Genomic DNA, 13,550 nt, shown 5'->3' on the forward strand with positions numbered 1-13,550 from the left:
GGTCGTTGCTCATGTTGTTCGCATCATGGCTGTGCCAAGGATCGTACCAGTGTGCGGTCGGATTGTAATCCTGCAGATTCATTCCGGTCGCATAGAGTGACTGCATGACAAGCCCGGCGCAGTCCACGCCGTTGCCGGGTTGCATGGCATAAGCCCAGACATATCGGGTTCCGAGATAGTCATATGCCCGGCTGATGAATGCATTCACGACTTGGTCGCGGTTGGCGTTGATGCTGATTCTTGACGGGGAAGCATACCCGAATGCTCCTCCAGGAACGCTGACATTGCAGGAGCTTACCTGGAAGAAACCGCCCGGATTCTGATAGCCGATTTTTCCACAGCCGGCGATTGACCCGTGTTGGAATCTCTGGGAAGGTCCTGTCTGGTCTTCGACCGGGAAGCCGTATTGTCCCTGCTCATAGCGGGCAGCGGCATACTTGCTCAGAGTCGTGCCGACTACCGGGTGTGCTCCTGTGGTGGGTGACCAGAAGACTACGCCGTGTTGGAAGGTCTGTGATGCGCCGCCTTTGACGGTGAGTTCGTCGCCGGTGGGCCAGCCGAGCCAGCCGTTCTCCCAGCCGTGGGCGCTCCAGTATTGTTGGATGGCGCCTCTGGTGAAGCGGGCGCCGGTGCTTGGCGACCAGTGGATCTGCCCGTTCTGGAATGCCTGGGATGTGCCGCCCCTGAGTTTCATCCCGTCGTTGACGGGGAAGCCGAGGATGCCTTGCTCGTACTTGATGTTTGCGTATTCCCCGAGGATTCCGCCTTTGACGGCGTGTGCTCCTGTGGTGGGTGACCAGAAGACGACGCCGTGTTGGAAGGTCTGTGATGCGCCGCCTTTGACGGTGAGTTCGTCGCCGGTGGGCCAGCCGAGCCAGCCGTTCTCCCAGCCGTGGGCGCTCCAGTATTGTTGGATGGCGCCTCTGGTGAAGCGGGCGCCGGTGCTTGGCGACCAGTGGATCTGCCCGTTCTGGAATGCCTGGGATGTGCCGCCCCTGAGTTTCATCCCGTCGTTGACCGGGAAACCAAGATCCTGTAGATGCTTCTGATAGCAAGCATCGATATTGGAGCGGACGGCATGAACACCGGTGCTGCTGGACCAATACACCGTGCCATTCTGATAAGTGCGTTCAGCGCCGCTCTCGATTGCGGTGATCGGCGTGACTTCTGCGGTAGGCGATCCCAGCCATGTATGCGTGGCGGCAAAAGCATCAATCGCGCCGTTGGACGGATCGGTGTGCTGATCGGAATCGGCGCCAGGATTATCGGGCTTACCTGGGTTATCCGGATTATCTGGAGTATCCGTATTATTGCTATTGTCTGTCGTCTGCTGTTGTGCAGGTGCCGTAGCATCGTCGGCATATGTGGTCGATGCCGGAACGATGGCCAATGCTAAGCACATTGTTGCCGCGCATGCCGTTGCGATTGCCCTGCCCCATGCGAATGGCTGATGATTGATCATCAGACGCTCTTCTTTCTTCATGTCCCTCCAATAGCTGTTCAGTCTTTGCTGGTGATGTACAGATCGAGTCCGCTTCTTGTGTTGTAAGTCCACTGGGCGGAATAGCCGTCCCAACTGATGGACACCATGCTGGGGTTATCCTGCTTCTTGAGCATTTCGGCGGTGTAGTTCGCAGGGATGTTCAAGTGGCTGGCGACGCATTTGAGAGTGGAGAAATCCGAAGCATTTCCGGAGAAGACCGTCAGTGATTTACCGCTGTCTTCGAGCACAAGAGCCTCGGTTGTGGTAGCGGTTTCATCGAACGCTACGCCTTTATTGCAGGCCTGATACGCATCACTGAGCGACTTCGCCATCTTGGTAGAGGTAGGAGTGTCTGAAGATCGCGGTGCTGTAGCCGACGGTTGGGTGCTTCCCGGAGCCGGTTGAGCGGTGCGATTGTCTGTTCTGGAATAATGCAAGAATGCCAAGCCGGCAATGATGCAGACAACGATGAGAATGGTGCCCACAGCCAAGTCCAATGTTTTCCGATGGTTCCCCATATGTTCCCTCTTCCCCATGCCATTGCTGACAAACGGTGACTCTCTTACATCGCGTCATCCTACTCTCTGGTGTTGCCATTCGAGCAGCAACGCGATCCAAGGATTTCATCTGTCCTCATGACGGAATCGAAAAGAACGGGATATCCCAGTGGCGATACGTCAGATTCGCGAATAACATATATACATATGTGTGCCCTGATTCGGAGCTACCAGTCTTCGCATACGGAGTCACCGGTGAGGGGCGGAAGAAAGGAACACTTCGGATGGCTTGGAAGAAGATGCGGTCAGTCGTGGCGACAGCCGCTGCGGTCATGATTTGCGCGGGGGTACTTGCTTCGTGTGGAACGTCAGGTTCCGCTGCGGATAAGACGGTCGATACGGTACTTTCCGCGTCGGCATCGTCGAACGGGATCGATAGTGCGTCGGCGGTTACTGCTGCGGATGATACATCAGGCACGGCTGGTACTGATACCATGCCGAGCAATCCCTCCCAGGAGCTTCCGGATTCAGTGGATTCGTCGATTCCAAACAATGCGACCGTGGTTTCCTCTGATCTTGCCGTCACCAAGGATGGTACGGTGAAGAATCTCGAAACCGGCGAGACTGTGACCGATCCCGAGATTGTGGGTACTGAAGACACGCCTCCGGATCCATTGGCTAAGACTAACGGGCAGCGGTTCATCCCGGTGTCGGTGAAGACCGTGCGTACCGCCATCAAAGAGGAATCCAACACCAAGGCATCGGCATTGAAGTCGAAAGCGTCGACGTCTGCGGGTGCGAGCGTGATGTCTGCTGTGTTGAAGTCCAATACGGGAACGTCGGTTAAGCAGGCGGCGTTGCAGAATAACAATTACAGGGCGCACTGGGGTACGTACGATGGAACGCAAGCATTCTTTGAATACGATTGGAAAAATGAGCGTAGTGTTCTCTTTGCGAAAGACGCAAAGGGCGTAATTGACGTTTCTTCTTGGCAGGGCGATATCGATTGGAATGCTGTAAAGCGTTCTGGCTCTGTTGAAGGAGCTATTATTCGAGTTGGAACAACTAGGTATAATATCGATGAGAAAGCTCAACGCAATATTAATGAATGCAAGCGTCTGGGGATTCCGTTCGGAGTCTACTGGTTTTCTTATGCGAGCAATGCGTCTGAATCTCGCGCAGATGCACAAGCTTTGGTCAAGCGTTTACAGACACTGCATGTAGCGCCTTCTGATCTCTCATACCCGGTGTTCTATGACTTGGAAGATTGGGCTTGGCAGGGGCATGCGACTCCGACCAGTCCGAATGTCTATGATGGCATTGCCAATGCATGGTGGTCGAGCATGCAATCTTCTGGCTATGCGAATTTGGGTATTTACTCTGGCGCGTATTATTTGCAAACGAGACTGAATTCCGCCAATCTTCACACAAAAACCAAGTGGGTCGCCAGCTATGGCGCGCGCGTGGGATTCACATTTTGCGCTGGCCTCCGCGGATGGCAGTACTGGAGTTCAGGCACAATCCCGGGTATTGCTGGCAACGTGGATCTTAACGCTTTCGGCAATGTCTATGATGTCCGCACGCTTCCCACGGTCACCATTCCCAACGGCACGTATTACATCAATGCGATGGTGAAGGATTCGTCCGGCATTGATATTCCTGGTGCATCCGCCAGCAATGGAACCAGAACCCAGCTGTATCAGGCCAACGGTTCATCGGCTCAGAAGTTCGTGTTCACCAAGCAGAGCGATGGCAGCTATGTGATTGCCAATGCGCTCAGCGGCAAGGCACTGGACGTCGCTAGCGGCCTGGCCGGCGATGGCGCGGTGGTTCAGCAATACACGCCGAATGGAACCAAGGCACAACGCTGGTACATCAGGGATACCGGATCAGGGTATTGCATCCAGTCGGCGTTGGGCAACTGGGTACTTGATATTGCGAGCGGGTCATCGGCTAACGGAACCAGCATCAGCCTGTATACCCCGAATGCAAGCAATGCTCAGAAATTCACTTTCTCTTCAGCGACTGCTGCGATTCCAACCAATGTCAGTCTCAAGATTTCTTCTGTGGAGAATACGTCATTGGCTATGGATGTGCCTGGCGCTTCCACTCAGAACGGGGCGAGAATCCAGATCTATCAAGCGAATGGCTCGAACGCGCAGACATTCAGCGCGCAGCAAGTGGGCAACGGGGTCTATAGCCTCATGAATACCGCTTCCGGCAAAGTGCTGGATGTTGCCGGGGCCTCCACCTCGAATGGAGGTGTAGTGCAGCAATATGCATCGAATGGCACTGCGGCACAGCACTGGTCTCTCCTCGACTATGGCAATGGCAAGATTTCATTGACCAGCAATGTTTCCGGTAAGGCAGTCGATATTCCATCCGGTAATGCCTCTTCGTCGGTCAAGCTGCAGATTTATTCCGCGAACGGCACGAAGGCTCAGCAGTGGACGGTGACGAGGGTCAAGAGCGAGCGTGACAAGCTCAATGATCTCGCCGCTCAAAATAAGGGCGTACTCGTTGACGGTACGATTACGGTGGTTTCCGCGCTGTCGGCTTCCAAAGCGCTTGATGTGTCCGGCGCGTCCCGCTCCAATTGCGCGAACGTGCAGCTGTACCAATCCAATGGTACGGATGCGCAGCGCTGGATTGTTTCACATGACGGCCAAGGGTACGTTACGCTCCGCAATGCCGCCTCGGGTAAGGTGCTCGATATTGCGGGTGCGTCCACCGCGAATGGTGCGAATGTGCAGCAATATGATTCGAATGGCACATGGGCGCAGAAGTGGATTGCTGTTTCGAACGGTGATGGCACGGTGACCTTGCATTCGGCTTTGAAGTACGGTCTCGTGCTCGATGTCGCTGGTGCGTCCAGGGCGAATGGCGCGAATGTGCAGGTGTATGCGTCCAACGGTACGAGGGCGCAGCGCTGGGTGAGGAAGTGAAGTAGATAGAAGGCACCGAAGAGTGGTCTTCTAATCGGAAACATTTGTGGGGGGCGGTGCCGATGGCATCGCCCCCCACAAATGTTATGTAGCCGGAGTATTAATCGTGCTGCCGGTGGCTGGCCAGGTGTCGCTTCAAATATGCGAAACGGTTTGCCTCGAGAATGAAGGTCTTCCTGTCGTTCTTGGCCATGACGTCGAGAATGATTCCTGCGACGATAAGTAGCAGTCCTGCAATGACCAGCATGACCGCGCCGATGAGTGTGGGGAACCGAGCAACCATGCCGGTCGCCCAGAATTCCGATGCCACCTGCCCGCAGAGAATGATGCCGATGATTCCGATAATCGAGCCCAACCCACCGAAGAAGGGGAGCGGTTTGTACTCGCGGATCATGCGGAAAATCGTCGACATGACCTTCACACCATCGCCCACGGTGTTGAGTTTGCTTACGGAGCCGGCGGGGCGGTCACGGTATTGGATGGGCAGCTCGTAGAGGCGGAGATTGTTGTTAAGCGAGTGGATCGTCATCTCCGTCTCGATCTCGAAGCCGCGGGACAAGACTGGGTAGGTTTTCACGAAGCCGAAGGAGAACGCGCGGTACCCGGTCATGATGTCGGTGACATGAGCGCCGAACAGGCCGTTGATTGAGCCTCGGACCAGTCGATTTCCGAAGTTGTGGAAGGGCCGCTTGTTCTCCTGGAAGTACGTGGAGCTCAACCGGTCGCCAATCACCATGTCGTAACCCTCGAGGATTTTCGCGACCATGGCCGGGGCCGCATCCGCCGGATAGGTGTCATCACCGTCGGCCATCACGTATACGTCGGCGTCGATGTCCTCGAACATGGCTCGGATCACGTTGCCCTTGCCTTGACGCGGTTCCTTGCGGACGATCGCGCCTTCGGCGGTGGCGATTTCCGCGGTGCGATCAGTGGAGTTGTTGTCGTACACGTACACGTCGGCACCCGGCAACGCGGCCTTGAAATCACGCACCACCTTGCCGATGGTGATTTCCTCGTTATAGCACGGCAGAAGCACTGCGACCCTAGTATTCTCTTGCACGAGTACCACTATAGCGGCACAGGCAGAGAGTCTCGCAGCAACTTGTCACAACAGACTTATGTGGGTGATATTGTAACCGTTCTGGTATTATTAGTCATTCTGATTAACATCAAACGAAAATACATCGCACGATAAGCTGTATTTGACACGCTGTAGTGTTGGTGGTGGTTGTAGTTGCTATCTGGACGGTGATGCTGTGGTGTGCTCGTTGTTGTGCATTCTTCAATCGCCATGATGCTGTAAGTAGTTGCAGATATAAAAGAGATATCAAACATATGCAGAAACATCGCGATTCCGTGAATCATCATGTCATGTTGCCTCAATACTGCAACTGCGGTATTTTCTGGAATAGTGACAGAGACAATATCAGTGCCGGAAACTTCGAGATGAGGATGGGAGACGACAATGGCGGAAGAACGAGAGGACGAAAATGACGCGGGGAGCATCGTCGAAGCCGCAACAACTGGTGTACGGCGCAGCAATATTGAGAGGACAAAATTTGCCCGATTTGCACGCTTAGGGGAAAGTGCCAAAGAAAGGGAAGGAATAAGTCCGTGGTATCGTTGCATACTGCAAGCTCCCATAACGTATGTCATCGTCGTGTTGGGTATCGTCCGTGTTATTTTCGGGAATGCCGTGGGTATGTCGTTCAGAGCAGCAGAGTACTATGATGACGCGTTGCTGATAAACTACGCTCTTCGGACGCACTATACGATGCCTGACGTCTATTCGCTGGCGAAGAACATGTCTTTCCCGTGGTTCATCGATCTGTGCTACGTGCTACATATCAATCTCGCTGTGGGGATTTCGTTGTTGTGGGTAGTCGCGGCGCTTGCAGCATATGCCGCAGCCCGGATATTGACGAACGGCAACGCATGGATCGCGGGTTTCGTGTACGTCTATGTACTGTTCTACCCCTCGGCTTTTGAATCGTGGTGTGGCACGAGGATATATCGCAATTCTATCCTTGCACCTTCCTATATTCTTGTATTCTCACTTGCCATTGCTGTGCTGGTGATGATTTTCTGCAACGTTTCGCGGAACGTTGCCATTATCGTGACATCCGTGCTGCTAGGCTTCGCCCTTTCGTTCACATATTACATCTCAGATAACGGGAGCTGGCTTACCTATTCCCTCGGTGCTGCCGGGGTTCTGGCTGTGTTTTTCGCCATCCGCAACTTCATGCGTCGGGCGGATTCTGACGAAGAGAGACACACTGCCAAGGCAACCACAAGGCTTGTCGCCTCGCTTCTGTCAGTATGTATTCCTTTCGCTACACTCACTGTCGCAACTGCTGCATACAAAGCGGTCAATAACAGGTATTTTGGTGTCGCGCAGACTAATACCCGTACTGGTGGCGAGGCGGGAGGATTCATCAATCGTCTGTATCGAATTGATTCGCCGTGGAGGACAAATGAGATTTGGGCTCCCAATGATGCAATACATCAAGCCATCGATGCCTCTCCAACGCTTCGCTCACATACGAAATTGTGCGACAGGTTGCTCCACTCTCCTTGGGAGGAAGCATCTTCGGAGCCGGACGGGACGTCTGCGCGTGGTGATCTTCATACTTGGGGCTTGAAATGGGCTATGGTAGACAGCGGCACTTGGAAGTCGGAGAGGCAGTCTGAAGCGCTGTTTCATAAGATAAACTCCGAGCTGGACGCAGCGTTCGCTGATGGCACGTTAAAGAAAACTGATCGTATTACGATCACTGCGAGTGGTGGTGGCTTCTATTTCAGCGACTTTGATGCGTATTTCCTTGATTTGTTCCGGACAGCATTTCTCGGCAACATACAGCTTCGTGAATATACGCCAGGGGCATTGCCGTCGACTGTTGATCATACGGATTCCGGTCAAATGAAAGTAGCAAATGCAGCTGCCAAGTTGTCACGCCTGCCGTATGTCGATGGTACCAATGATTCTGCCACGATGGCGGAGCACCGAGCTCGCATGAATTCGGTAACTAAGGTGGTTTTCGCGGTTTATCGTGTCGTCAATGTAATGTTGGCAGTTCTCATTGTAGCGGTGACATTGGTTGGCTTTGCTGCGATGATTGTGCGGTGCGTGAAAAGACGCCACATTCCTGGAATCGCGGTGCTTGCATATGTGGTGATGCTTGGTCTCATCGGGATTTCCGTGGTGTACAGCTTCTCTATAGCTTGGTTCGTTCAGTTTGTCACCCATCCGTACATACCTACGATTGTGAACTATTACTCATTGGGTAACGTTGCTCTATTTGCGATGTGCGCGATGCTCGCGATGACTGTTACCATTCGGATGCTGGAGACTTGCAGTGTCAAGCATGCTGTCAAGACGCGAAAGCGAACTAGGCGTATGGATGATGGACAGTGCTGAGCTTTGCAGTGCTAATGAAATTGACAGCGTATGAGCCGTACTGTAATTGTTGGATGTCCATAAAGTGCTGGACCCTGGATATAGCGAATGAAAGAAGGGTCCAGCCGCGCATCTGAACTTGTGCTCTCTGGAGTCTAGCGTTTGTGAAATTGTAACCATGTAGAGCCTCGCGGTCACTATTCCCGACATGTATCGTTGAGGCGTCTTCTGGGAGAAAAGCGAATCTTTAGATCAGTCTCAGCTTCGGCGCATGCACGGTTGTCCGGCTGAAACGAGAAAATTACCCCATGCAAAGCGGAACGAAGCGTATGGGTCATCAATGCTCAAATCAAGGCAAGTTTACTAATTTTATGAGAAAACGATATCAAATTCGATTGATAGCAGCTGCTGCATTTGCAGGAGGCGCAAGCCTTCTCCTCCTTCGACAATATGTTCCAATTTTCAATGCTTTGGGGATGAAAATCCAAGAGCACCCTTCGCATCAAGTATTGCTGATTCGTCTCATGTTGATGTTCCTTGTGATGTTGTTAATTGGTTCTTGGATATTTGTTGGTTGGAGCAGGGTCAACGAGTGGTTGCACCGTCGTAGATGGTGGATTGGCTTATGCGTCGTTGTCATTGCGACTCTATTGAATCTCAGTGGATCTTCTCTGAATATCTGGAATGCGTTCTTGGGGCGTGATTGGCAGGAAAACACCGTATTTGGTATTCCTCGGACTATTCGTAGTGATGAATATGCGGTCAACACCTTGTGGGCGTTTTCTCAGCAGTATAATGATTATGACTGGTTCAACTATATTATTGGGAATCGCGCATCGGATATGTACATTGTCAAAGATGCCCCAATATTTTCAATAGCAGAGATATTCCGTCCATTCCATTGGGGGTATCTCCTTTTCGGGTCAGGGCGCGGCCTCGCGTTCTACTGGTCATCACGACTTGTTGTGCTGTTTTTAGTGACATATGAGTTCTTCCTGCTGCTCACGAAATCTCCCGGTAGTAACTGCAACGGGCAGCGCGCGGATATGAGACAAGGAAATCGCGGAGTTGCGGTATCATGTGCAATTCTTATTTCTTTTTCTTCACTTGTCCAATGGTGGTTTGCAGTAAATAATCTTGTTGAAATGATTATCGATATCTTTGGCGCAGTGTTGCTGTTTAATTTGTATCTGTCCGCTCATCGACCGTTGTTGCGCGGCTGCTATGCGGTTTGCATTCTTCTTTGTGCTGGGTCGTTTATTTGGACGTTATATCCAGCATGGCAGATTCCCATGGGATACGTGTTAATCGCCTTGGTGATATGGCAGTTGGTTGAGCATTGGGGATCCATTCGGATGACATCCTGGGATTGGGGTATCCTGGCTCTGGTAGGCGTCGTTTTTATCGCGGCGATGGGATATATTGCTTATCATTCTAGAGACACAATTCATGCCCTGCTTAATACCGCTTATCCTGGCAACCGGAGTTGTCCGGGCGGAGACGGCGAAGGGTGTCCTGATGGGCGCGTGCGATTACTCGCATTGTTTAGTCCCTCGGCAAATATCGCCTTAGCCTTTGCGGAGCCGGGCAATGCGCCCGAATTGGGGAGCATCATTGATTTTGCTCCATTGGGTTTTACGCTGGCATTGATGAATATAGTTTTTAATAAGAAAAAGCGTTTCGATATTCTATCTATTACTTCTGTAATAATGACTGTTATTCTATGCGTCTATTCGACGATTGGTCTGCCGTTAACGATTGCCGACGCTTTGGGACTGTCTATGTCAACATCGAAACGAGCAACGCTTGGCTTCGAATTGTTGAACATAATGTTGCTAGCGCGATCTGCTGTTAGTAGAGAGTGGAAAGTGAAGAATGTTGTTTCAGTTCCCGTGTCCGCTGGTGTTGCTGGGGTATTCGTCTGGCTCGCAGTGATTAGAATGCGGGAGATATTGGAAAATCCGACACGGACGACAGTGATTATAGCCGTGTTGCTTACCTTTATCATGTATATGGGAGTCTGTTTAGCGTGTGTCGGGCATCTTGGTGGACACAAGGACGTGGCAGTAAAGTCGAGCAGCATTGATGAGCGTTTCTGGAAACGGTATCCTGTTTATGCGACGCATTTATTTGAATGTATCGCGTCGGCAACGATGCTCTGCCTTGTATTTGCAGGGGCTTGTGTCAATCCGATTCAGCTTGGAAGTAATGCAATTGATCGGCAGCCGATTATTATTGCCGCTCGCAGTATAGAGGATTCTGGGAAGCCTGGGATTTGGATGGCAGAAGGGGATAACAGTCGGTTGTTGTCAAACTTAATGGCTGCGAATGGTCTTGCAACGGTAAATACGGTGCAAGTCACTCCTAACCAATCCTTGTGGGCTTCGCTTGACCCTTCTCGGAAACTGCGGTACAGATATAACCGTTATGCATTTATAGAATTCGAGATTACAAATCGTCAGTTGTCGTTGTCGAATCAAATTAAGTTGCTTAATGCAGATATAATACAACTAAATATTAATGCAGCTCAACTTGCTAACCTCGGTGTGACTTATATTGTTTCAAATAAAGATTTATCTCAATATTCATATGGGGGATATTCATTTATTCAGGTATCTGTTCGAGAGGGAGGATATGCGGTATGGCATCTCTCCTGACAAGAACTGGTGACAGGGCAAAGATGAACGGATGAATTCTCTGCCTGACGTTATGATGTGTGGTATGACTGAAGTGTTTGTTCCGAAGAACATCATTGTGACCGGTGGCGCTGGCTTCATCGGTTCGAATTTCGTGCATTATGTTGTGGGCAACCATCCCGAGACCCATGTGACGGTGTTGGATGCGTTGACGTATGCGGGTAACCTGGATAACCTGAAGGGCATCCCGTCGGATCGTATGGACTTCGTCCACGGCAACATCTGCGACGCGGAGCTGCTCGACAAGATCGTGCCCGGCCACGACGCCATCGTGCATTATGCGGCTGAGTCTCATAATGATAATTCGATTGCGGATCCGGAGCCGTTTGTGCGCACGAACGTGGTGGGCACGTATCGTCTTCTTGAAGCGGTGCGCAAGTACGGCATCCGTTACCATCACATCAGCACGGACGAGGTGTACGGGGATTTGGCGTTGGATGACCCGGCGAAGTTCACGGAGGAGACGCCGTACCATCCGTCGAGCCCGTATTCGTCGACGAAGGCGAGCTCGGACATGCTGGTGCGCGCGTGGACGCGTACGTATGGGATCCGGGCGACGATCAGCAATTGTTCGAATAATTACGGTCCGTACCAGCATGTGGAGAAGTTCATCCCGCGACAGATCACGAACATCCTCACGGGTGTGCGCCCCAAGCTCTACGGGGCGGGCCTGAACGTGCGCGACTGGATTCACACCGAGGACCATTCCTCCGCCGTGTGGACGATCCTGACGAAGGGTCGTATCGGCGAGACGTATCTGATCGGCGCGAACGGCGAGAAGAACAACATCGACGTGCTCCGGTTGATCCTGCGTCTCATGGGCCAGCCCGAGGACGCCTTCGACCATGTCAAGGACCGGCCTGGCCATGACCGGCGCTACGCCATCGACTCCACCAAGCTCCAGACCGAGTTGGGGTGGAAGCCGACGCATACGGATTTCGAATCCGGGCTCAAGGCGACGATCGACTGGTACACGAACAACCCGCAGTGGTGGGAGAAGACCAAGGCCGCGACCGAGGAGCGCTACAAGCGCCAGGGGCAGTGAGCGTGTCGGCGGTGTTCCTCTTGCGTGGAGTGCCGCCGATGCCTGTGTCTGCTAGGTTTTTGGAATGACGGAGTCGGTTTGGGAAGTTTGAGGTAGTTATGGATTTTGAAAAGGATTTGAAGGCCACACGGACGAATATTCCGGGGTTGATCGTGTTCGATCTGCCGGTGCATGGTGACAACCGCGGCTGGTTCAAGGAGAATTGGCAGCGGGCGAAGGAGACGGCTTTGGGCCTGCCGGATTTCGGTCCGGTGCAGAACAACATCAGCTTCAATACGAAGCGTGGTGTGACGCGTGGTATCCATGCGGAGCCGTGGGACAAGTACATCTCGATCGCCACGGGCTCCGTGTTCGGCGCGTGGGTGGATTTGCGCCCCGGCGACACCTTCGGTGAGGTGTACACGTGCACGCTTGACCCGTCCAAGGCCATCTTCGTGCCGCGTGGCGTGGGCAACTCCTTCCAGACCCTCGAGGATGGCACCGCGTACACCTATCTCGTCAACGCGCATTGGAGCTTGGAACAGAAGAAGACCTACACCTTCGTCAACCTCGCCGACCCGACGCTCAACATCCAGTGGCCGATCCCGCTGGACCAGACCGAGCGTTCCGAGGCCGACCTGCACCATCCGTTCCTCGCCGACGCCAAGCCGATGGAGCCCAAGCGCACGCTTGTCACCGGTTCGAACGGCCAATTGGGCCGCGCCATCCGTGAGTACGCGGAGGCGCATGGCCTGCACAACTTCGAGTACCATGACATCGACACCTTCGATTTCTCCGATCCGGCCGCCTACGATCGGTTCGATTGGGACCTGTACGGGACGATCATCAACGCCGGAGCGTTCACGGCCGTCGACAAGGCTGAGACGCGTGAAGGCCGCACCGCCGCGTGGAAGGCGAATGCCACGGGTCCGGCGCTGCTGGCCAAGGTCGCGCGCGAGCACCACATCACGCTCGTGCATGTGAGCTCCGACTATGTGTTCGATGGCACGCGCGACCAGCACACCGAGACCGAAGGTTTCGCGCCGCTGGGCGTCTACGGCCAGACCAAGGCCGCGGGCGACATCGCCGTGGCGCAGGCGCCGCAGCATTACATCCTGCGTTCCAGCTGGGTGATCGGCGACGGCCATAATTTCGTCAAGACCATGATGGGTCTGTCGGACCGCGTGGCCGACCCCGACGAGTCCCTGAACCAGGTGACCGTGGTGGATGACCAGTACGGGCGTCTGACCTTCACGAAGGACATGGCCGGGGCCATCTTCCACCTGCTCGGTTCCGCGGCTCCGTACGGTACGTACAACCTCACGGGGTCGGGCGCGGTCAGGTCGTGGAAGGACATCGCCGCCGAGGTGTTCGACCTCACGAATGGCAACGGCAGTGCGGTCAAGCCGGTCTCGACGCAGCAATATTTCGAGGCCGCCAAGAACCCCGTCTCGCCGCGCCCGGTGCATTCGGCGCTCGACCTGTCCAAGATCGAGACCGTCGGCTAT

General features: G+C 53.5%; 8 protein-coding genes. 5 read left to right on the top strand and 3 right to left on the bottom strand.

Annotated elements, in window-relative coordinates; all coding sequences use genetic code 11:
- On the bottom strand, positions 1 to 1,483 hold a 1,483-nt coding region (locus tag CQR48_RS01975), incomplete at its 3' end, for a hypothetical protein (protein ID WP_244898893.1).
- A gap of 17 nt (positions 1,484 to 1,500) precedes the next feature.
- Positions 1,501 to 1,968: a hypothetical protein gene (locus CQR48_RS01980; RefSeq protein WP_143252452.1), complete on the bottom strand. Its 468-nt coding sequence runs from the start codon at positions 1,966 to 1,968 to the stop codon at positions 1,501 to 1,503.
- Between the two features lie 542 nt (positions 1,969 to 2,510).
- On the opposite strand from CQR48_RS01980, the gene CQR48_RS01985 reads away from it, so the two are divergent.
- Entirely contained in the window at positions 2,511 to 4,925 is a 2,415-nt protein-coding gene (locus CQR48_RS01985; protein WP_244898894.1) for an RICIN domain-containing protein, read from the top strand.
- Positions 4,926 to 5,025: 100 nt separating this feature from the next.
- Here CQR48_RS01985 and CQR48_RS01990 read toward each other — a convergent pair whose 3' ends face one another.
- The gene (locus CQR48_RS01990; protein ID WP_180335097.1) at positions 5,026 to 5,985 is read right to left on the bottom strand and encodes a glycosyltransferase family 2 protein; all 960 of its coding nucleotides are present in this window, start codon (positions 5,983 to 5,985) and stop codon (positions 5,026 to 5,028) included.
- A gap of 405 nt (positions 5,986 to 6,390) precedes the next feature.
- Here CQR48_RS01990 and CQR48_RS01995 point away from each other — a divergent pair, with 405 nt between their 5' ends.
- The 4 genes from CQR48_RS01995 to CQR48_RS02010 all read left to right on the top strand — a co-directional run.
- Positions 6,391 to 8,343: a hypothetical protein gene (locus CQR48_RS01995; RefSeq protein WP_101451820.1), complete on the top strand. Its 1,953-nt coding sequence runs from the start codon at positions 6,391 to 6,393 to the stop codon at positions 8,341 to 8,343.
- A gap of 287 nt (positions 8,344 to 8,630) precedes the next feature.
- Positions 8,631 to 10,979 (top strand): DUF7657 domain-containing protein, encoded by a 2,349-nt coding sequence (locus tag CQR48_RS02000; RefSeq protein ID WP_143252453.1) that lies wholly within the window; start codon positions 8,631 to 8,633, stop codon positions 10,977 to 10,979.
- Positions 10,980 to 11,043: 64 nt separating this feature from the next.
- On the top strand, positions 11,044 to 12,063 hold the full coding sequence (rfbB, locus tag CQR48_RS02005; protein WP_101451822.1) for a dTDP-glucose 4,6-dehydratase: 1,020 nt from the start codon (positions 11,044 to 11,046) through the stop codon (positions 12,061 to 12,063).
- A 98-nt stretch (positions 12,064 to 12,161) separates the two neighbouring features.
- Positions 12,162 to 13,550: sugar nucleotide-binding protein (locus CQR48_RS02010; protein ID WP_101451823.1), on the top strand; the 1,389-nt coding region annotated here is incomplete at its 3' end.

The organism is Bifidobacterium thermophilum, assembly GCF_002846655.1.
Classification (GTDB): domain Bacteria; phylum Actinomycetota; class Actinomycetes; order Actinomycetales; family Bifidobacteriaceae; genus Bifidobacterium; species Bifidobacterium thermophilum.